Raw genomic sequence first — 20,530 nt, forward strand, 5'->3', positions numbered from 1 at the left:
GCCCTCAGTCGTCCGACTGCGCCCCGAGTTCGAACCGTTGTACCTTTCCGCTCGTCGTCCGCGGAAGCGTCCGAACGAACTCGATGATTCGCGGATGTTTGTACGCCGCCATCGTCTCCAAACAATGGTTCCGAAGCTGGTCTGCATCGGGTGATTCTCCGGCTTTTGGAACGACGTAGGCCTTGATAGTCTCGCCACGTCTGTCGTCCGGTTCGCCGACCACCGCAGCGTCCGCGACGGTCGGATGGTGATGCAGTACCTCCTCCACTTCCTTCGGATAGACGTTGTAGCCCGCAGTGAGGATCACATCGGATTTTCGGCCGAGCACTTCGTAGTAGTTGTCGTCATCCCGGCGAACGATGTCGCCGGTCCGAAAGTAGCCGTCTTCGGTAAATACCGTGGCCGTTTCCTCGGGCAGCCCGTGGTATCCCTTCATCACATGTGGCCCCCGGACGAGCAGTTCTCCGGATTCGCCGGGTTTGACTTCGTCCTCGTTCGCGTCCACAACCTTGCAGTCGGTCGCTCTGAACGGTTGACCGATGGTTCCGGACCGTGGGCCAAACGTCGCGTTGATTCCGGCGTGTGTTCCCCCGCCGGTTTCCGTCAGGCCGTATGCTTCGAACAGTTCTAGACCGGCACCCGCTTCGAACGTCTCTTGAACCGCAGTCGGCATCGTCGTCCCTCCTTCCATCGACTCTTTCAGGCTCGATAGATCGTACTCGCCGAAGGAATCGTGTTCGATGATATCGACGTACATCGTCGCGACGGCGCCGAATTTCGTTATTCGTTTCGATTCGATGGTCGCCATCGCGTCCTCCGGGTCCCACGATTCCGGGTCGCGGAGATAGACGCTCGCACCGCGAATGAGGGGTTGCCACGTTCGATTGACGAATCCGGCGATATGTGACAGCGGGAGCACCGAGAGAAATCGCTCCTGTTCAGCATCGAGGGTGGTTCGCTCGAATCCCATAAACGATTGCGCTCGCAGGTTTCTGTGGGTGAGCAAGACACCCTTCGGGTCTCCCGTCGTCCCGCTCGTGTAGGGTTGCATGGCGACATCGTCGTCCAGTCGCTCGACGAGCGTGGGGTCCCCATCGATAGTTGCAAACGAATGGTCCCAACGGTCACCACGTCCGATGATGATTGGGTCGCCATCGAGTTCGTTCGTCACGGCGTCGACGGTCCCCCGAAGCGCTTCGTCCGTGACGATGGCAGTAGCACCGCCGTCTTCCAGCCGATAGACGGCCTCCCGAGTACGGTACTGTGGATTCATCGGGATGAACGGCGTCCCCGCCTTGAGCGCCCCGAGTGCGGCGACGACGAACTCCGGGCAGTTCGGTAAGAACAGGGCGATTCTATCGCCGGGCTGTAGTCCAAGCGCGTGAAGACCGCCTGCGAACCGTGCGGAACGGTCACGAAGTTCGGCATACGTGTAACGCTCGTCGTTCATTTCGAGCGCGAGTTTCCCCGGATGGGTGTCCGCAGTTTCGTCGTACAGTCGCGCTACGTTCCCCGAACGAGCCACGACTGAAAACGCGTCTGCCTTCATGTGGACCGTGCCGTGGTTCGTCGGCAAAAGTGTAGCAAACCGTTCACTGAACGCAGAGTCGAACTATCGATTTAGCTGGTTGCTTCGGACCCGATAAGCTTGCCGTACCGATTTTCACCGGTTTTGGAGCGGGGACGACGACACTGCTTATTTCCCGAACGACCCTCGCGATTTACAGACTTCGTCCACGACGATTCATCTGATGGCCGACAGAACGTACGAGGCGTCCACGACCGATTCGTACCGGATTCGCCAGTACGAACCCGACGACAGAGCCGGTGTGTTGGCGCTGTACGAGACGGTGTTCGGCGACCGCCGAGGACGCGGCGACTGGTTCGATTGGAAGTTCGGAGCGAATCCATACCGGTCGCGCGTACCGATTTGCATCGCCGAACGGGACGGACAGGTCGTGGGTGCTCGTCCGAGCCTGCCGATTCCGCTGTGCGTCGGCGGGGCGCGAGAACTCGCACTCGTACAGGTTGATCCGATGGTGCACCCCGACCACCGAAGACGGGGTCTGTTCACTCGGATGGCACAGGGAGTGTACGACTACTACGGACCGCGAGAACCGTCGATCGTCGTTGGATTCCCCAACGAGGCCGTGAAGGCTGGACTCGAAAAAATGGCGAAAACGCTGTCGCTCCGGGATGGTATCATGTCGAAGTTCGTCGAGTTTTATCGCGTGCAGAACCCGCGAGCACTGGCCGACTCTCCCCTCAGCAGTGTCGCGGTGCCGGGTGTGCGCGGCTATCTCGCGACCCGCGATCTGATGGCATCGACGGCATCGGACAGTCGAACGGACCGCTACACCGGTGTCCCGGTCTCGGTCCTCGCGGAAATCGCGACCCGCCACCGGACCGAACGCGTCCACGCCGTTCGAGACGAGGAGTTTTTGGGGTGGCGGTTTGCCAACCCACGGTACGACTACACGACCTACGTCTTCAGTGGGGAGGACGGACCTGTCGCGATCGTCGTCGGTGAACAGCGAAATACGGACGCGAACATCGTCCACCTCTCGGATGTGCTCCCGGTCGTCGGCGGCTGGTCACGAGCAAAGGCGCTTTCGGCACTGCTCGGTCGAATTCTGGCCGACTATCGAGACGCCGACGTGGTCGTTGCTGCCGGAACGACGATTCCGCGTTCAGTACTGGCCCGGCACGGCTTTTTCGGAACCGACCGATTCCCGCTTTCGAGGCTCACCTCCGCGTACTGGTTCTCCGCGCGACCACTGGTCCCGTCGGGTCAGCAAACCGACCCACGGAAGCCGTGGGTCGTGAACGGGCAACCATTGGCCGACGAAAATCGCTGGAACCTGTCGTTCTGTGAGTTAGAAGTTGGATAAGCCGCATCCGCCGTCGAACGCCTCAAACGCCATCACGACCGCGTTTATAGATAACGCTGATACTCGCACGAGGAGCAATGAAGGCGGTCCGCGGTTCGGAGGATGATCCCGTCGCCGCAACTGACACAGATTCCTTCGTACCCATCGAAACGGACGGTTCGCGTTCTGGATTCCCTTTGGAGCAGTTCGAGCGTGGACAACTCCGCTCGGTGCTGTTCGACCTCCCGCTGGAGTTCCTTTATTTGCTCGACTAAGCGACTGCGTCGTTTCCCTACTAACGGTCCCTCCATCGGAATCACCTATAGTATACGTAGGGGAGGGAAGTACTTAGACTGGCCGTACCGATTCATCGAAAAAAGCCACTAATCGCTGACGGTCTTTTCTCGTTCGAAATCAAAAACGAACTTGTCCCCCTCGTGGAATCGTTCGTGATAGAAAGCCGGTGGAGGGATTTGAACCCTCGGCCTATTCCTTACGAAGGAATCGCTCTAGCCAGTCTGAGCTACACCGGCCCGATGTAGCTTACTGCAATCAAATGTAGACACCACGTAGTGCATAAGGGTTGCGAAATGCCTGCGGTCTCCCGGCTTAATCCATCACGAACTAGCGCGTTAATCGCACGTCCAGACAGACGTTCAGTTCGTGCGGTGCGTATGATCGAACCTCTCGTCTCGTCTCGACCGAAACGTCGTACTCCGGTTCCGCCGCGCCGCGAATCGCCGCTTCACCCGGGCCGAACGGGTCGTCTTCGTGCTGGATGTCGTAGTAGTGGATTACGCACTCGTCTCCGGCGAGGCTGACTGCGGTGTCGAGGAACTCGTTCGCGCTGTGAGGGAGGTTCATCACGAGACGGTCCGCCCAGTCTTCGTACTCGGATGCGACTTCCCGAACGTCGCCAGCGATCGCCGTCACTCGGTCTTCGATCCCGTTCCGACGTGCGTTTTCCCGAAGGTACCCTATCGCCACGTCGTTGAGGTCAGTTCCGACGACCTGTGCATCTCGCTTTGCGAAAGGAATAACGAACGGGCCGACACCTGCGAACATATCGAACGCTCGCTCGTCGGGGACGACCTGTTCCGCGACGCGGTGACGCTCGGTGGCGAGACGAGGGGAAAAGTACACCCGTGCGACGTCCAGTGCGAACTCACAGCCATATTCGCGGTGAACGGTTTCAGTCTCGTCGCCTGCAAGCAGGTCCCAATCGCGGACGCGGGTCTCGCCCTTGATTTTCGACGCACGGTTGAGCACCGTTTTAACGGGAAATGCGGACGACACGAGTGCATCGGCGATTTCTCGCGCACGGTCGTCGTCGTCCTCGTCGATGAGGACGATGTCCCCGAGTCGCTCGTACGTCGGTTCGAATCCGAGGATATCGACGGGCATATCCGGGGTTTCACGGGTTGGAACGTCGTGTTCAACGACTTCGAGCGCGTCCGGAACACCATCAGGATCGACGATCGGAACGAAAAGCCACCCGCCTTCGACGACGATTTCGAGGTCTTCCGCTATCAGGTCGGACTCCGCGAGTTGGCGGCGCGTCGTTTCGCCGCGTTCCCGTTCGACGCGCACACAAGGCGCTTTCATACAGTGGTCTTGCCGGAAGCGAGCGTTAACGCTGACGCTTCGGGCGCGGGCAACGTTCGAATTCGTCCATCCCAACGGACACTTGAGCGTCAAAAACCGTCGCTTGTCGAGGGAGCGGGGTGTCCGTTGTTGACACGGTAATCGAACGGCGTCGTTTCGATTTTTCGGAAGAACGGTCCCAGCGTGGGCGAAACCATCATATTATAATCAGTTGTTTGACGAGCCGATACCGGGGGGAGGATTCGTCCCGGAGCCGCGTACGAAGCCATAGTTATCGAGGTAACTAGCTAAACGATTTCGAACAGTGGCATCGATTTATTCCCAGTCTCGCTGTACCGCGGTTTGGCTCGAACGCACAGAGCCGGTGTACCATCATGGCACAACAATTCCAACAGCGACCGGAGACACAGCAACCGGAGACACAGCAACAGTACGGAACCAGCGAACAGTCACAGCGATATCGACCGATCGGCCAGCAAGTGCGCCAGCGATACGAAGAGTCGGTTCCCAGCGAAGTCCGTCTCGCCGTCGATGATTTGGAAAAAGTTTCGACCACGGCCGAGTGGGCGAAAGTGAAAGCGACCCAGCGTGGGCTCCCCCACGTTGCGAGCGTCTGCGATGACATTCAGGAGATTTCGGAACTCCAGAAGAAACTCATCATCCGCCAGTCGCCGTTCAGTCAAGCGATCGGTCAGTGCTCGCTGCAGGTCATGCAGGACGGTCTCCAGCAACTGCAACAGCACGTCGACAAGCCTGAAGTGCAGGATACCATCGAACACACACGACAGTCGCTCGACTCTATCGGCAAGGGGATCGGTGCGCTCCAGTCCCTTCAGGAGCAACAAACCGGAGGACAGATAGGACAGGGTAGCGAGCAGATGGGCCGACAATTCGGCGGAATGGGTCAACAAACCGGTGGTCAGATGGGCCAACAGGGCAGCGGAATGGGCCAGCAAGGTGGCAAACAAATGGGCTATCAAGGCGGTATGCAACAATCGGAGCAGTTCCCCGGACAGCAGTACTGAACGACTCCGACGAACGATCCTATTTCTTCGACCGGGTGCGTTTCGCGCCGTTTAACCGACGGCAACGCAGAATAGCCGTATGCTCACCTTTATCGGACTCGGCCTGTACGACGAGCGTTCCATCACCGTCGAAGGCCGTGACGCGATCGCCGACGCGGACAGACTGTTTGCCGAATTCTACACCAGCAAACTTATCGGAGCGGATGTCACCGATCTCGAATCGTTCCACGACAAGGATATCGAGGTCCGTGACCGCGCGGGTGTCGAGCAGGACCCCGAAACGATACTCGCCGCCGCGGAATCGGGACACGCCGCCTTCCTCACCGCGGGGGACACCATGATTTCGACGACCCACGTCGACCTTCGACTCCGCGCCGAAGAGCGTGGTATCGACACGCGAGTCATCCACGCCCCGACGGCCGAATCCGCTGCGAGCGGACTCACCGGACTGCAAAACTATCGCTTCGGGAAGGCAACGACGCTTCCGTTCGACTACGCCCACGGCGCGGACGGTCTCCCGGCGAGCGTGACGAACGTGCTTGACGAAAACCGGAACCGTGGCCTCCATACCCTCGTCTACCTCGATATCAAAGTCGGCTGGAACCCGTCCGGAACGGGTGACGCCGATGCGGAAGACGAGTACATGACCGCCGACCTTGCCGCGGAGATGCTCGCCGATGGATACGAGGACGTGCTCGCCGTCGTCGTCGCACGTGCAGGCAGTCCCGAGCCGCTAGTCGAAGCCGACCGGTTGTCCGAACTCACAAAACGCGACTTCGGCGACCCGCTCCACCTCCTCGTGATTCCGGGCGACCTGCACCACATCGAAGCGGACGCCCTCGAATCGCTCGCAGGCGCTCCGAGCCAGCTTCTCGACGTCGAATAGCGGTACGAAACGTCGTTGTTCTTCGTAATACAGTCCCGTTCGATAGCGCCGCCGCTCAGCGATCGAGTGCGTCAAAAATGGGATTCGTTAGTCGAAGTCGGACTCGGTGTCCGGGTTAGTTCTCTCGGCGGAGCGCGAGGAGCGCAGCGGCGAGGAGTGCGACAACGGAGATGGCGACACCGAAACCAGGCTGACCGTCACCGTTCGTGGTGGACGTCGTGGTCGTCGTGGTGTCGTTGTTCTCGTCCGGCGTGGTGGACGTCGTCGTGGTGTCGTCCGTGCCGGGCGAGGTGGTCGTCGTGGTCGTCGTGGTCGTCGTCGTGGTCGTCGTGGTGTCCTCTGGGTCTTCCTGAGCGTTGTTCAGGACACCCTCGATGGAGGACGACTGACCGTTGACGATTGCTTTGACCGTGAACTCGGTACCGTTCTCGTATTCGCTGAAGTCCATCATGCCTTCGAAGGAACCGTCTTCGCCGACCGTCAGGTCGTTGAGGTTCTTGAAGAAGACACCGGAGCTAGCCTGCAGGCTCACCGAGGTGCCTGGTGCGAAGTTGGTCGTCCCCGAGACGGACTGGTTGTCGGCGGGTGCGACCGAGACGTCGTTACCGTTGTTCACTTCGACGGTTGGCTCCTCGACGGAGAACGTGGTCGAGACGGTCTGGTTCTCGTCAGGACTGACTGCGTAGTCCGAGTCGACGGTGAACTCAGCCGTCCACTCGCCCATGAGGTCGTTCTCGTTGACACCATTGATGGCGTCGGTTTCGATGAGGAGGTAGAGCGACTCGTTAGCTCCGTCGTCGATCATGGAGACTCCCGAGTTGCTGGTGGTGAACGTGTCAGCGTCCGTGTTCGGTTCTGGGTCGTTTTCGGTGACCGTCATCGAGAGACCGGTGACACCGGACAGGTCACTGACATCGCTGACTGCACCGTAGATACCCGTCGTATCCTTGATCTGGACGACGACGTAGTCGCCGTATGCGACGTTGCTACGCTGCGTAACTGCGTCCATGAGATCCGTTGGGTTGTCCGCGCCGAGGTCGGCGGGTGCGATCCACGTCTGGGCGCTACCAGTGTTTCGGTCGTTGACGTTCAGTGCGGCGGCGTTCTCCGGCGTGCCGTCGCCGTCAGCGTCGACTCGGAGCTGGTAGATGTTGTCGCCCGAGGTGACTGCGACAGGTTTGTCGAGCGAATCAGTCACCCACGTAGCATCGACACTGTCGCCGCTTTCGGCGCCTGCGTAGATGACGTTGTCAGCATCGTTGTCGGTCGTTTTGTACGTGTTCAGGTAGAACGTGACTTTACCGTCGTCAGCGTCACCGGAACCGTCCGTCACGTCGACGGAGATGTTGAAGTTCGACTCGTTGCTACCGACCTGAACGGTCGCGGAGTCGGTGTTGTCGAGGTCGACCGTAATCGGGACGATGTCGCCGCGTGGGACGCTGTAGGACGACTCCTCGAAGTCCGCGCTGATGTCGCCTGCGTCCGTGACGGTGACTTCGAACGTTTCGCTCGCGTCCGTGTCGTTAACGGAGAGCGTAACGTTGTACGTCCCTGCGTCGACGTCGGAGAAGTCGAGAGTTGCTTCGTCACCGTCATCGCTGAAGGTGCCGACGCTCTTTTCGACGTCCTCGCCGAATGCCTCTTCGGACGTCGCGTTGACGTCGAAGTTGTTTCGGTTCGAGTTTTCGAGCGAGAACGTGATTTCGGAGTCCGAACCTGCGTTCTTCACTTCGGTCGTGTCAGCGCTCAAGTCGAGCGTCTGTTCGACAACTTGGAAGGATGCAGTGTTGGTTCCGTCGTCAAGCTGGAACTGGCCTTCGAGACCGGACGTGTCGACAACGACAGTACCGTTGCCGTCCGAGGTGTACTGGTCCTGGTAGATCCAGTTACCGTCCACTTTCTTTTCGAGCGTTACATCCGAACCGTTAGCGAATCCGGTTGCTTTCGCATCCTGTCCCTGGAAGATCGGCGAGTCGACACCGACTTCCGCATCGGCTGCGCCAGCCGTCCCTGCGAACGCGGTTGCGCCGGCGAAGACCGACATAACCATCAGCGCCGTCAGGACGAGGCTGCGAACTTTTGTCATATTTCCTGTCATGCTTTCTCGTTAGTTGTTTCTTGGTCGGCGACAGTTCCTTTCCCACGACCACTTTCGTGTTTTGTCCAACCCAAACCGATTTTGGGATGAATGTGGTACTTCATCTGCCACCATGGGTAGGGTACAGGAAGAAAGTAATGCTGTCATTATAAATTCTTTGTGGTCTGTGGGTCCGTTGTTGAGGGCTCTTAACCCCATATTCGGGCAATAGCGCGATTCATGGAAATTCAACAAATAGGTAATCAATCGGACCATAACCGAATTATGCTGCTATCCATCGCTCGAAGAAAGGTGGGATTAACGCGGAGATTCACAGTTCCAGTCTTTAAGTGGTGTCGGAAAGCAAATCCGAACGAAGATATGATTCGATACCAAAAATGACTCTGAACCATCACTGACAGAAAAAATATATTTTCGTCCTATTCGCCAATCTCCCGGCAAAAATATCCGCTAAACACCGACAGGGGGACGAAGTAGTTCGCTCAGTTCCGCTCGACGATTTCGATTTCGTGACCGTCCTGGTCGGTGGTGAACGCGTATCTGTCGTCACAAGATTCGGGGTCACGGTAGTCCGCCGCCTCGCGTTCCATCAGGGTTTCCCAGTCGTCGTGGAGGTCGTCAGCGCGGACGGCGAGGTGGCCCCATGCGTCGCCCATCTCGTACGACCGGCCGTCGTAGTTGTACGTGAGCTCGACCGCCATCGACTCCTCGGCGGTGTCCTCGGGTTTCATGAAGTAGTTCGCGAACGTGTCCGACTCCCAGCGACCCGTGTGTTCGTATTCGAACTTGCGCGTCCAGAAGCCGAGTGCCTCGTCCGCGTCCTCGACGCGAATCATGGTGTGGTCGATACTCCAACGCGCACCGTGGTCCCGCTGGACGATTTCGATTTCGTGACCGTCCGGGTCTTTCACGAACGCGTAGCGCCCGCCACAGGAATCCGGGTCGCGGTAATCCTCGACGCCCGCATCCATCAGTTCCTCGTAGGCGTCGTACACGTCCTCGACTCGTACCGCGATGTGTCCCCACGCGTCACCCATCTCGTAGCTTCGGTCGTCGTGGTTGTACGTGAGTTCGAGCACGGCACCCTCGTCGTGAACGTCTTCCGGGCCGAGATAGACGTTGGTGAACATATCCGCCTCCCATCGACCTTTCTCCTCGTAGTCGAGGTGCGTGCCGTACCAGTCGAGCGTTTCATCCAAATCCTCTACGCGCATCATCACGTGGTCGATCGTCCCGGTCATACGTTGGAAACCACCTGCTCCGGAGCGAAAAGCATACCGTTCGCGGAAGTACTGTGGATTGCCTACGCGTACGCGCGAGTCATCAACAAGACGAACGTCTTACCTCCGGTTCAAGAACTGCCGAAAATCGGGCCAGTGGAACCACCATGCGACAGCGAACAGCGCGATCGGCCCTAGTGGAATCACCAACGCACCGTATCCGACGAATCGGAGGGCGAAGTTCAGGTGCGTTATTCCGGCAATCGCGAGCAGTCCACCCGTCACCCGTCCGTCTTCGAACCGTCCGGAGAACGCACTCGCGAGGGCGATCAGATACAACAGCACGCTGAGTGGCCAGGACAGCAGCTGCTCCGGTAGCCCAGCAGTCAGGACGAACAGGTATTCCGGAAGGGTCGTCACATGCAGCGTTCTCGGGTTCACGAGTCCCCACGGGAAGACCAGTGTCGTTCCACCAGCGACGACGAGGACCGTCCACGGAATGACGAACAACGAGAGCAAAACGAGTCGTCGAGATGTGAGGACCGTCTCGAAGTATGAACGCGACAGAAGCCTCACTTCCGGAGGATCATCCGGAGCACGTCCTCGTCGGCGAGTTCGTGTTCCATTCCGACTTGTTGCTCGTCGTGTTTCGCGCTCGGGCCGCTGACACGCGCAAATCGGAATCGTTCGCGCATTTCGCCGCCGAGTCGGTCACAGGCGTCTTCGATCGTGCTTCCATACGGGAGCACGAGCGGTTCGTCGTAATCGACGCCTCGCCCCGGTTTGTCCATATAGATTCGCATCAATCCGAGTTCGTCCCAGATTTTCTCCCGCAGCGCATCCAGCCCTTTTTCCTTTTCCGCGCTGATAAACACCGCCTCGTCGGGGTCGATGTCGTGGTCACGCAGTTGTTCGTTGACCTTCTGGGCGTAATCGTGTTCGATGAGGTCTACTTTGTTTACCGTCACCATCGACGGTATGTAGACGCGGTTGTCCATGATACCGTCGATGAGGCGGTCGATATCCACTTTCTCACGGAGCGTCACGTTCGCATTTACGTATCCACGCTCTCGAAGGACCTCTTTGATGACGTTCTCCGAGATATCCTGGTCGGCGCTGGACGTCACACGAATTCCGCCTCGCCCTTTTTTGGCGATCGAGATGCTCGGTGGTGTAGAGTCCAACCGAATCTTGTTCTCGTACAACTCCTTTCGAAGCCGTTCGTATTGGTCGATTTCGAAGACGGAGAGAACGAACACGACGAGGTCGGCGGCACGGACGACGGAGAGGACTTCCTGTCCGCCACCGCGTCCGTGGGCCGCACCTTCGATAAGTCCCGGCACGTCGAGCAGTTGGATGTTCGCGCCGTTGTACTGCAGCATGCCTGGATTGACGTTTAGCGTCGTGAACTCGTACGCGCCAACTTCGCTCTCTGCGGCGGTGAGTGAGTTCAGGAGAGTGGATTTACCGACACTCGGAAAGCCGACGAACGCAACCGTCGCATCACCCGTTTTTTCGACCGCGTATCCTTCGCCACCGCCGGCAGAGGACTGGTTTTCCAACTTTTCCTTTTTCTCCGCGAGCTTCGCCTTCAGCCGACCGATGTGCGACTCGGTCGACTTGTTGTACGGCGTATTGGTGATTTCCTCGCGGAGTGCTTCGATTTCCTCCTCCAGTCCCATTAGCAACACGTCGGCCGTGATTGCCGAAAAACTTGTTCCTTCTCGTCAACGGGATTCCGTTTCTAATTTCGGTACGTTAATACGTTTCGGCCTTCGTAACGACTATACGCAATGCCGGACCCCGCCCGCCTCCGCGATAGTACGCAGATAGTTCTCCCCCGCGACGCGCTCAGTGGTATTCGACGCGAATTGGAACGGCAGTTCATGGTCAGCATCATCCCCTTCGAAGAGGGCTATCTCCGTATCATCGGTAGTCCAATCGAGATCAAACAGGCGAGCCAGTTTCTCGGCCGTCATGGCGTGAGCTTACCGTAATCGACAGCGTCGAACGCGAACTGAATTGAACTGAACTGAACTCAGCCGGGCTATTCCAGCATTTTCGACGGACGAGGTCCAAACACCCCATTTCTCGATCCTTGTACTCGCGGAATTCGACGGCAGCAAGACATCGGAGAACTTCACCGCGAGGACTATTTCAGGGAACGCTCGAAATCTCCGCTGAACGCCCGAAAAGGTAATCCTTAAAACTCCAGCGAGATTTCGTTCGGGTATGGCTGATACAATCGAAGTCCTCGTACCCGGAGGGCAGGCCAACCCCGGCCCACCGCTCGGCCCGGAACTTGGCCCGACCGCGGTCAACGTGCAGGAAGTCGTCAACGAAATCAACGAGCAGACTGCCGCATTCGACGGCACCGAAGTTCCCGTCACGATCTCCATCGAGGAGGACGGCAGTTTCGAACTCGAAATCGGTGTCCCGCCGACGGCGGCACTCATCAAGGACGAAGCCGGATTCGAGACGGGCAGTGGCGAACCCCAGAAGAACTTCGTCGCTGACCTCTCCATCGACCAAGTGAAGAAGATCGCGGAGCAGAAACACCCCGATCTCCTCGCCTACGACACGAAGAACGCGGCGAAGGAAGTCGTCGGCACGTGTGCCTCGCTCGGCGTTACCGTCGAAGGCGACGACGCTCGCGAATTCAAAGCGAAGGTCGACGCAGGCGAGTACGACGACGCGCTCGAAGCCTAATCCGGGTTTTCCGTTTTCGAATCAGACGAACAGTAAAATAGTCGTATAGCCGCTAGCACCGGCTGCGAACGCCCAGAACCGGCTCTGGCGTTCTTCGGGTAGCTCCTCTTTGATGACGTTGAGAATGATGCCACCGGCCAGGAACGCGAACAAGGTGTTTACGACTGCTTCATCCACCTCCGTCGCGTTACCGATTGCCCAGCCGACGATGACCGATCCGGCGAGTAGCCAGCGGCCCAGTCGGTCGTAGATTTGGTGATGGAATTCCCGAAGTCCGTAATCGTTGACGACGAAATGGAGCCCCATCGCGACAGCGTACAGCAGAAGATTGACCTGTCCCGGCTGTTCCCGGTGGACGAGCAAGTAGCCGATAAGCGCGTTGTACGCGGTAAACGAACCGATATGAAGCCAAAAGATATCGTCGTCTGCTTTCCGTTCGCTCGCGGCTTCGTCCCCGGCCGTTTGTGCCAGTCGTTCGAGTCCGTAGAACAACGAAAACCCGAACAGCGCAACGATGTAAACGTGGCGTTCGACGAAACCGAAAAACAGGGGCACTGACGCGAGTACTGTCCCTCCTTTGAGCTCGGGCAGAATGTGAACGAAAACGTAGGCGACCGACGCACCGCCAGCCATCGAGAGCCAACTGCTCCGTGGGACGACCCGAAACGATCGCACTTCTCCTGTTACGAGATGAACCCCTGCGAGGAGAAGGGACAAAACACCCGGAAGCGATGTCATACAGGTGTTGTCGTTTCGATAGCACGAAACAAACCAGTATCGGCGACGGCGGGATTTCCACGCTGGTTCGACGGGTTTAAGTTCGACATGCGTCAATTTCCGGTGAGACAGGCATCGCCTGTTTCACTGACCCGTAGGAGCATCCCTGCGTACTACGGAGGTGAACGATGGCAGATAATGAAATAGAGCAAGCAGTCTCTCGCGCACTCGAGGACTCCCCGGAGCGGAATTTCCGTGAAACGGTGGACCTCGCGATCAATCTGCGCGACCTCGATTTAAACGATCCGTCGAATCGTGTAGACGAGAGTATCGTACTCCCGTCCGGAACCGGCCAGGATACCCAAATCGTCGTGTTCGCGGAGGGCGAAACCGCCCTCCGTGCTGAGGACGTCGCGGACGACGTTCTCGGTGGCGACGAGTTGGAAGACCTGGGTGACGATACCGACGCGGCAAAGGATCTCGCCGACGAGACCGACTTCTTCGTTGCCGAGGCGTCGCTGATGCAGGACATCGGTCGATACCTCGGTACCGTGCTCGGTCCACGTGGTAAGATGCCGACGCCGCTTCAACCCGACGACGACGTCGTCGAAACCGTCAACCGGATGAAAAACACCGTCCAGCTTCGAAGCGGTGACCGACGCACGTTCCACACGCGCGTCGGTGCGGAGGACATGTCCGCCGAGGAGATCGCCGATAACATCGACGTCATCATTCGGCGTCTCCACTCCAACCTGGAGAAAGGTCCGCTCAACGTCGATACCGTCTTCGTGAAGACGACGATGGGGCCGTCCGTGGAGGTGGCCTGAGATGTCCGCAGAACGCAAGACTGAGACGATTCCGGAGTGGAAGCGCGCGGAAGTCGATGAGTTAACCGACTTCGTCGACAGGTACAGCAGTGTTGGCGTCGTCAACATCACCGGCATCCCGAGCAAACAGCTCCAGAATATGCGTCGCAGTCTCCACGGGAGCGCGGAACTCCGCGTCAGCCGAAATACCCTCGTGGAACGGGCGCTCGAATCCGTCGGTGACGGATTCGAGGATTTAGAGGAGTATATCTCCGGACAGGTCGGTCTCATCGGAACGAACGACAACCCGTTCGGCCTGTACAAGGAACTCGAAGCATCCAAGAGTCCGGCACCGATTTCGGCGGGCGAAATCGCTCCGAACGAAATCACCATTCCGGAAGGTGACACGGGCGTCGACCCCGGCCCGTTCGTTGGTGAACTCCAGCAGGCCGGAGCTGCCGCACGGATCATGGATGGTTCCATCCACGTAACCGAGGACAGTCTCGTCGCGGAGGAAGGCGACGAGGTTTCACCCGAGCTCGCGAACGTGCTCGCTGAACTCGGTATGGTGCCGAAAGAGGTCGGTCTCGACCTGCGCGCCGTCTACTCCGATGGCGTCATGTTCGAATCGGACGAGCTCGCCATCGACGTGGACGAGTACCGCGCGGACATCGAGCGGGCTGCGGCCTTCGGTCGCAACCTCTCCGTCAACGCGGTGTACCCGACCGAACAGACCGTTCCCCTGCTCGTCTCGAAGGCGACTGGCGAGGCCAAGAGCCTCGGTCTCCAGGCCGCCATCGAGAGTCCGGACCTCGCTTCGGACCTCGTGAGCAAAGCGGACGCTCAGGTTCGGACCCTGGCTGCACAGATCGACGACGAAGATGCGCTGCCCGAGGAGCTTCGTGGTATCGAAGCACCTGCGGCGGGCGGTGCTGAAGAAGAAGAATCGACTGACGAAGAAGCAACTGAAGCCGAGCCTGAAGACGACGATGACGACGACGACGATGACGAAGATGCAGGCGGAGAAGGTCTCGGCGCTATGTTCGGATAACTAACAATGGAATACGTTTACGCTGCACTCATCTTGAACGAATCGGGCGAAGAACTCAACGAAGAAAACCTCACCAACGTGCTCGACGCCGCTGGCGTCGATGTCGAAGAGTCCCGAGTGAAGGCGCTCGTCGCCGCACTCGAAGACGTCGATATCGACGAGGCCGTCGAACAGGCCGCCGCCGTCCCCGCCGGTGGTGCCGCCGCAGGCGGCGCCGCAGGCGGCGCCGCAGGTGGCGACGAGGGTGACGACGAAGGTGCCGAAGAGGAAGAGGCCGCCGAAGAGGAAGACGACGAGGACGAAGACGACGATGCGGGCGGCGAAGGTCTCGGCGAACTCTTCGGTTAAACGACGATATCAAACCGGTTTTTCTTTCGTGCGCAAATCGGAGAGCGACTGCTCGATTCGATACCAACAGGTCAGCAACCGCGAACGTTTAAGTACGAAAGCGGAACCATTCCACCTCGATGGAGGTGTTCGGAACGCGGTTGGTGGTGGCACCGGCGACGACGGCAACGGCACTCGCGTTCATTCTCGGTGGTATCGCACTCGGCACGCTGAGTGGACTGACGCCGGGAATTCACGTCAATAATCTCGCTTTGCTGCTCGCGTCGGCCGCCCCGGCGATACCCGGTCCACCGGAACTCGTCGGTTCTGCGATGCTGTCCGCAGGTGTCGTCCACTCGTTTCTCGATGTCGTTCCAACCCTCGCGCTCGGGGTACCGGACCCCGTAATGGCGGTGTCGGCACTTCCCGGGCACCGACTCGTTATCGAAGGTCGTGGACGAGAGGCGATCCGCCTTTCTGCTCTCGGGAGTGGTCTCGCAGTCGCCCTCGCGGTACCGCTCGCAATTCCGGTGACGACGGTGATGACCACGGCGTATCCAGTGATTCGGGAAAACCTCCCGTTCGTTCTCGTTTTCGTCGCGGGATTTCTCGTCGTCACGGAACCAACGATGCGTGGGAAAGTCGGTGGCTTGGTCGCACTTTGTGCAAGCGTCATTCTCGGCGTACTCACCCTCGACCTTTCGCCCGCCGCTCCATTGGATGCAGGCGGTGTCCTCACACCACTGTTCGCCGGGTTGTTTGGTGCGCCAGTTCTCGTCGATGCGATGGACGGTGCAGGCGTTCCGGAACAGTCGGATGCCGCACTCGCCACGTCGCGGGAAGACGTAGTACTCACCGCCGCGGCTGGTGCCGTTGCCGGTGCAATCGTCGGCTATTTGCCCGGCGTCTCGAGTGCGATTGCTGCCGTCATCGCGCTCACACTCGTTCCCGGGAGAACTGGAGCGAGGGGATTCGTCGTCGCAACTAGCGGTGTCAACACCGCGAATACGGTGTTCGCGCTGTTTGCCCTGGTCGCCCTCGGGACGCCACGAACTGGGGTGATGGTCGCCCTTCGGGAAACGAACACGCCGCTTCATCTCCCGACGCTACTCGTCAGCGTCGCGATCGCCGGTATCGTCGGCTTCGCCCTCGCTCTCGTGGTCGGCGACACATATCTCGAAACCGTCGGACGGGCGGATTATCGGACGCTATCGGTCGGCGTACTCTCCTTGCTGGTCATTGCATCGTTTCTGTTCGCCGGTATCGTTGGCATCGGGATTTTTCTCGTTAGCGTTCTCCTCGGTCTCTTTCCACCGCGAGTTGGCTGTCGTCGGGTTCACCTGATGGGAGTGTTGATGGGGCCCCTCGCGCTTGTATGAGGACCACGAAGCTTTTCCCGGTCGATTGTCAATTAGGCTGTATTATCTCGCTGTTCGGTCCGGTTCCCGGCGGCATGGAGTTGTTCGTCGTGTTCATCGTTACGATACTGCTGTTCGGATTGCCACTCACCGTCTTCCGTGGGTTGTTCTTGGCCCACAAACGCTCGAAGGAGGAAATTGATGAACTGAAGCGAGAGGTGTCGGCGTCAAAAGAACAGGTCGAAAAGGGGGATCGATAGTCCATCGAGGGGCCGACACGCACGTCGTGTCGATATGTACCACTTTTCGCGTGTGTCGGTTGCAGAAACTATTGACCCATCACTTCGAGACACCGACCGACGAACGTGTTGTGGACTGCGAACACTTCGCTGTCCAGCGCGACTGCGGTTCCGCGTGCCTCCCCGTGGATGAAATGCATCTCGACGGCGTCATCGAAACATCGAATGGTACAATCCAGCGACCCGTGAATATAGAGGTCCTCCTGATGGGCTTTTTCGATGGCTTCGAGACGCATATCACGAAGGACGTCCACACGCGCTCGTTCGTCGTAGGCGTCCGCAACGTCGTCACGGATATACAGCAACTCGTGGGTATCGTCATCGTAGTACAGTACACTCCGAAGGTGGTCGCCGACTCGATCTTGGAGAAAGGAGACGAGTTCTTTGGATTCGGTAGCTGTTCCAGTCATGAGAACCATCCTGCTCGATGTTCTCACGACGATACCATTACTCTTCGGTCGATTATCTTCGATGAAAATCAGTCGGAGAGGTCTCGAACGACGGATTCTTGTATCGATTCTCGAACGCGATGGCTGGCGTCCGCATCGGTAATGACCTCGATGACCTGTGTTCCAGCGGTGTTGAGGGACGTTTGGAACCGTTCACGGAATTCGGAAAGGGTCTCCACACGGTCGAAATCGAGGTCGTAGAGACCCTCCGTCGCTTCGAAGTCGAGGCCGTGCGGTGTTCGAAACTGCCCGGTAAACGGCGGATCGAACGACTCGATCGGAAGCATATGGAAGATCCCACCACCATCGTTGTTGATTTCGACGATGGTCGCATCGACACCACTGCGCGTAAGCGCGAGCAATCCGTTCATGTCGTGGTAGTACGCGATGTCACCGAGCACGAGGACTACCGGGTCAGTAGTCGCACTGCCTGCTCCGAGTGCAGTACTGATGATACCGTCAATGCCGCTCGCACCGCGATTACCGAGGACCGTTACGTCGGCGGAGCGCGGTTTTCCGAATCTGTCGATGTCCCGGACTGGCATGCTGTTCGAGACGAACAGGGTTGCCGGATCGGGGACGAGTTCGGTGACGGCCGCGAGTACACCGCCTTCGAAATGGTCGTTCGACTGCTCAACGTGTTCCCAATGACATGAATCCGCGCGTTCGAAGGAGGCGGACCAATCATCGCTTTCACTCCGTTCCGGGAGTTCGCCCACTAACCGACGGACGAACCGGGTCGGGTCAGCGACGACGAGATCCGTTGCTGTAAAAGTCGCTTCTCGCCAACCGCCCGCAGCATCGACGAGATACTGCCGTGTATCGGTTCGTTCGAGATATTGCCGGAGTGTTTTCGAGGTCGGCGACGCGCCGAATCGAATAACGACATCGGGGTCGGGCCACTCATCGGTCACGTCCCGAACGAGGTATGAGTCGTATCCTCCGATAATCGTTCGGTCGTGACCGAACCGGTGACCGGACAGCGGGTCCGCGAGGATTGGAAAGCCGGTTTTGTCCGCGAGTTGGGAGAGGGAATCTCGTGTCGGGGTCGGTGCATCGGCAGGCCCGACGACGAGCAAGCCTCGCTCCGCATCCGAGACCGTTTCCGCGATGGAGACGAGCGATTCGGGATCGAGTTCCGGGACGCCCTGGGACACGGTGACAAACGGTTCGTCGCGTCCCGTAACTGCGAGCGGATGCTCGTCTTCGAAACCGTCGGGGACGTCGCCCGGAACTGCAGTCGGTTCGAGCGGCTTTCTGAATGGGAAGTTGAGATGTACCGGTCCCGGCGGCGTACCGGTCGCAGAGGTGAGTGCTCGGGCTGTTGTCGTTCTGAGATAGCGAAGTTTGCGCGCGCTCGCCTCCGGTTCCGCGATATCAGCGTACCAGCGGACCGCATCGCCGTACAGTTTTTCCTGGTCCACCGTCTGGTTCGCACCGCTATCCCGAAGCTCGGGGGGACGGTCCGCCGTACAGACGAGCATGGGTACCCGCGCCCTGTCCGCCTCGATTATCGCAGGGTGGAAGTTCGCCGCCGCCGTTCCGGAGGTGCAGACGATTGGCGTCGGCGTTCCGGTGCGCTTTGCACGTCCGAGCGCGAAGAAAGCGGCGGAGCGTTCGTCCAAATGTGAGAACACTTCGATATCGTCGTGGGTGGCGAACGCAACCGTCAGGGGAGTGGAGCGACTGCCGGGAGCGAGACAGACCGCATCGATACCCGCCTTGGCCACTTCGTCCACGAACGTCTCCGCCCACAGCGTGTTTCGGTTCGGATGGGTCATTCGAGTTCGTCCAGAATCGGCAGGAATTTCAACTGCACTTCGTTCCATTCGTCGTCCGGGTGGCTGTCAGCGACGATGCCATTGCCACCGAACAGCGTGACGAACGAGTCAGCGGCGACACCGGAGCGAATCCCAACTGCGAACTCGCCATCGCCGTCAGCGTCGAACCAACCGATCGGCGAGGCGTACCAGCCGCGGTCGAACGTCTCCGTCTCGCGGATGGTCCGCTTGGCGTCTTCGGGTGGGAGACCGCCGACTGCGGGGGTCGGATGAAGTGCTTTGACCACCGACAGGACGTGTTCGTCGCCGTCGAGATCGGCGGAAATCGGTGTCTGGAGGTGTTGAATGTTCGAAAGGCGTTTGAGTCGTCGGTCGCCGACGCGCACCGACGATGCGAGCGGTTCGAGTCCATCGTGGATGGTTTCGGAGACAAGCTCGTGCTCTTCGCGGACCTTTTCACTCTCGATCAACCGTTCCGCCAGTTCGTCGTCCTCCTCGGGAGTCTTGCCCCTCCCGATAGACCCCGCGAGTGCCTCCGTTTCGACGGTCTGTCCCGTGAGTGAGACGAGTCGCTCCGGCGGTGCGCCGAAAAAACCACCGTCGGCTGTCGGTTCGAAGAGGAACCGATAACAGTCCGGATACGACGTTCGAAGCCGCTCGAGGGTGTCCGGTACGGCAATGGGATTTTCTAGTTCGACTTCGAGCGCGGTAGCGAGCACGACTTTCTGTAGTTCTCCGGCTTGGATCCGCTCGGTCGCTCGGTGTACCTGCTCGCTCCACTCCTCGCGTGAAGTAGTGTGGTGGGTCGATTTGACGCCCGGGGCCTCGCCGCGCGGCCGCATCTCCGGGAGTTCGTTCAGTTCAGTTCGCAGTTCAGCAAGCTTTGTTTCGACTTCGTCGGGCGTCACGTCGTGGCCCGAAACCGTGAGCCATGTCTCGGTCTCCGTTCGGGTCAGTTGTACGTGGGGAAGGACGAACTCAGCGCCGGGAAACCCGCCCCACGGAGACATCGGTTCGTGTTTGGCGTGGAACGAAAACCCGCCGAACAGTCGTGGTCGCGTGGCTTTTGGCCCCCCATCGACGTCAAGCGAAACGAAAAGGTCGCTCGCTCGTTCACGGACGGTGTCGAACCTGGCGTTTCCAGTTGCAGTGACGCGAGCGACGGCACCACTCGCGGCTACTTCGAGCCCATCGGGGGTCGTCCAGTAGATTCTCGGAGCCTGCCGTCCAGCGAGAAACGAACGAAACGAAACGTCGGATATTCGGCAGGTTCGGGTCACGAGGGAAGCACCCGCCGACAGTTGACCGTCACGATGCGCTGGCATTGGG

At 59.1% G+C, this 20,530-nt stretch carries 21 protein-coding genes and 1 tRNA gene; 11 read left to right on the plus strand and 11 right to left on the minus strand.

The window, feature by feature from the left end; all coding sequences use genetic code 11:
* Positions 1–4: 4 nt before the first annotated feature.
* Complete coding sequence (locus OOF89_RS11960) at positions 5–1,549, minus strand: class I adenylate-forming enzyme family protein (protein WP_266076423.1); 1,545 nt, start codon at positions 1,547–1,549, stop codon at positions 5–7.
* A 202-nt stretch (positions 1,550–1,751) separates the two neighbouring features.
* Here OOF89_RS11960 and OOF89_RS11965 point away from each other — a divergent pair, with 202 nt between their 5' ends.
* A complete protein-coding gene (locus OOF89_RS11965; protein ID WP_266076426.1) occupies positions 1,752–2,891 on the plus strand; it encodes a GNAT family N-acetyltransferase in 1,140 nt (379 codons plus the stop codon).
* A 77-nt stretch (positions 2,892–2,968) separates the two neighbouring features.
* On the plus strand, positions 2,969–3,145 hold the full coding sequence (locus OOF89_RS11970; RefSeq protein ID WP_266076428.1) for a hypothetical protein: 177 nt from the start codon (positions 2,969–2,971) through the stop codon (positions 3,143–3,145).
* A 183-nt stretch (positions 3,146–3,328) separates the two neighbouring features.
* On the opposite strand, the gene OOF89_RS11975 is transcribed toward OOF89_RS11970, so the two are convergent.
* A tRNA-Thr gene (locus OOF89_RS11975) sits at positions 3,329–3,403 on the minus strand.
* A gap of 91 nt (positions 3,404–3,494) precedes the next feature.
* A complete protein-coding gene (locus OOF89_RS11980; protein ID WP_266076430.1) occupies positions 3,495–4,475 on the minus strand; it encodes a class I SAM-dependent methyltransferase in 981 nt (326 codons plus the stop codon).
* Between the two features lie 374 nt (positions 4,476–4,849).
* On the opposite strand from OOF89_RS11980, the gene OOF89_RS11985 reads away from it, so the two are divergent.
* Positions 4,850–5,500, plus strand: coding sequence for a hypothetical protein (locus OOF89_RS11985; protein WP_266076433.1), 651 nt, complete (start codon positions 4,850–4,852; stop codon positions 5,498–5,500).
* Between the two features lie 79 nt (positions 5,501–5,579).
* Positions 5,580–6,386 (plus strand): diphthine synthase, encoded by an 807-nt coding sequence (gene dph5 / locus OOF89_RS11990; RefSeq protein ID WP_266076434.1) that lies wholly within the window; start codon positions 5,580–5,582, stop codon positions 6,384–6,386.
* A gap of 115 nt (positions 6,387–6,501) precedes the next feature.
* Here dph5 and OOF89_RS11995 read toward each other — a convergent pair whose 3' ends face one another.
* From OOF89_RS11995 to OOF89_RS12010, 4 genes are all read right to left on the minus strand, one after another.
* Positions 6,502–8,472, minus strand: coding sequence for a DUF7827 domain-containing protein (locus OOF89_RS11995; RefSeq protein WP_266076436.1), 1,971 nt, complete (start codon positions 8,470–8,472; stop codon positions 6,502–6,504).
* A gap of 494 nt (positions 8,473–8,966) precedes the next feature.
* A complete protein-coding gene (locus OOF89_RS12000) occupies positions 8,967–9,725 on the minus strand; it encodes a VOC family protein (protein ID WP_266076438.1) in 759 nt (252 codons plus the stop codon).
* 99 nt (positions 9,726–9,824) lie between these two features.
* Positions 9,825–10,280: a TIGR04206 family protein gene (locus OOF89_RS12005; protein WP_266076441.1), complete on the minus strand. Its 456-nt coding sequence runs from the start codon at positions 10,278–10,280 to the stop codon at positions 9,825–9,827.
* Entirely contained in the window at positions 10,277–11,386 is a 1,110-nt protein-coding gene (locus OOF89_RS12010) for an OBG GTPase family GTP-binding protein (protein ID WP_266076444.1), read from the minus strand. Before OOF89_RS12010 ends, OOF89_RS12005 begins: the two co-directional genes overlap by 4 nt.
* Positions 11,387–11,497: 111 nt before the next feature.
* Between OOF89_RS12010 and OOF89_RS12015 the strand changes: the two genes are divergently transcribed.
* Together OOF89_RS12015 and OOF89_RS12020 are read left to right on the plus strand one after the other, a co-directional pair.
* On the plus strand, positions 11,498–11,701 hold the full coding sequence (locus OOF89_RS12015) for a VNG_1110C family protein (RefSeq protein ID WP_266076446.1): 204 nt from the start codon (positions 11,498–11,500) through the stop codon (positions 11,699–11,701).
* Positions 11,702–11,936: 235 nt separating this feature from the next.
* A complete protein-coding gene (locus OOF89_RS12020) occupies positions 11,937–12,413 on the plus strand; it encodes a 50S ribosomal protein L11 (protein WP_076428494.1) in 477 nt (158 codons plus the stop codon).
* A gap of 21 nt (positions 12,414–12,434) precedes the next feature.
* On the opposite strand, the gene OOF89_RS12025 is transcribed toward OOF89_RS12020, so the two are convergent.
* Entirely contained in the window at positions 12,435–13,151 is a 717-nt protein-coding gene (locus OOF89_RS12025) for a hypothetical protein (protein WP_266076450.1), read from the minus strand.
* A 167-nt stretch (positions 13,152–13,318) separates the two neighbouring features.
* Between OOF89_RS12025 and OOF89_RS12030 the strand changes: the two genes are divergently transcribed.
* The 5 genes from OOF89_RS12030 to OOF89_RS12050 all read left to right on the plus strand — a co-directional run bounded on the left by OOF89_RS12030 (position 13,319) and on the right by OOF89_RS12050 (position 16,932).
* The gene (locus OOF89_RS12030; RefSeq protein ID WP_266076451.1) at positions 13,319–13,957 is read left to right on the plus strand and encodes a 50S ribosomal protein L1; all 639 of its coding nucleotides are present in this window, start codon (positions 13,319–13,321) and stop codon (positions 13,955–13,957) included.
* A gap of 1 nt (position 13,958) precedes the next feature.
* Complete coding sequence (locus tag OOF89_RS12035) at positions 13,959–14,987, plus strand: 50S ribosomal protein L10 (protein ID WP_266076452.1); 1,029 nt, start codon at positions 13,959–13,961, stop codon at positions 14,985–14,987.
* 6 nt (positions 14,988–14,993) lie between these two features.
* Complete coding sequence (rpl12p, locus tag OOF89_RS12040) at positions 14,994–15,335, plus strand: 50S ribosomal protein P1 (protein WP_266076454.1); 342 nt, start codon at positions 14,994–14,996, stop codon at positions 15,333–15,335.
* Between the two features lie 119 nt (positions 15,336–15,454).
* Entirely contained in the window at positions 15,455–16,693 is a 1,239-nt protein-coding gene (locus OOF89_RS12045; RefSeq protein WP_266076456.1) for a tripartite tricarboxylate transporter permease, read from the plus strand.
* On the plus strand, positions 16,690–16,932 hold the full coding sequence (locus tag OOF89_RS12050) for a hypothetical protein (protein ID WP_266076457.1): 243 nt from the start codon (positions 16,690–16,692) through the stop codon (positions 16,930–16,932). The genes OOF89_RS12045 and OOF89_RS12050 overlap by 4 nt, the downstream gene beginning before the upstream one ends.
* 68 nt (positions 16,933–17,000) lie before the next feature.
* Here OOF89_RS12050 and OOF89_RS12055 read toward each other — a convergent pair whose 3' ends face one another.
* The 3 genes from OOF89_RS12055 to OOF89_RS12065 all read right to left on the minus strand — a co-directional run bounded on the left by OOF89_RS12055 (position 17,001) and on the right by OOF89_RS12065 (position 20,526).
* Positions 17,001–17,381, minus strand: a complete 381-nt coding sequence (locus OOF89_RS12055; RefSeq protein ID WP_266076459.1) for a DUF7522 family protein — start codon at positions 17,379–17,381, stop codon at positions 17,001–17,003.
* 68 nt (positions 17,382–17,449) lie between these two features.
* A complete protein-coding gene (menD, locus tag OOF89_RS12060; protein WP_266076460.1) occupies positions 17,450–19,201 on the minus strand; it encodes a 2-succinyl-5-enolpyruvyl-6-hydroxy-3-cyclohexene-1-carboxylic-acid synthase in 1,752 nt (583 codons plus the stop codon).
* Entirely contained in the window at positions 19,198–20,526 is a 1,329-nt protein-coding gene (locus tag OOF89_RS12065; RefSeq protein ID WP_266076462.1) for an isochorismate synthase, read from the minus strand. The genes menD and OOF89_RS12065 overlap by 4 nt, the downstream gene beginning before the upstream one ends.
* Positions 20,527–20,530 lie beyond the last annotated feature (4 nt).

The organism is Haladaptatus caseinilyticus (assembly GCF_026248685.1).
Taxonomy (GTDB): Archaea; Halobacteriota; Halobacteria; order Halobacteriales; family Haladaptataceae; genus Haladaptatus; species Haladaptatus caseinilyticus.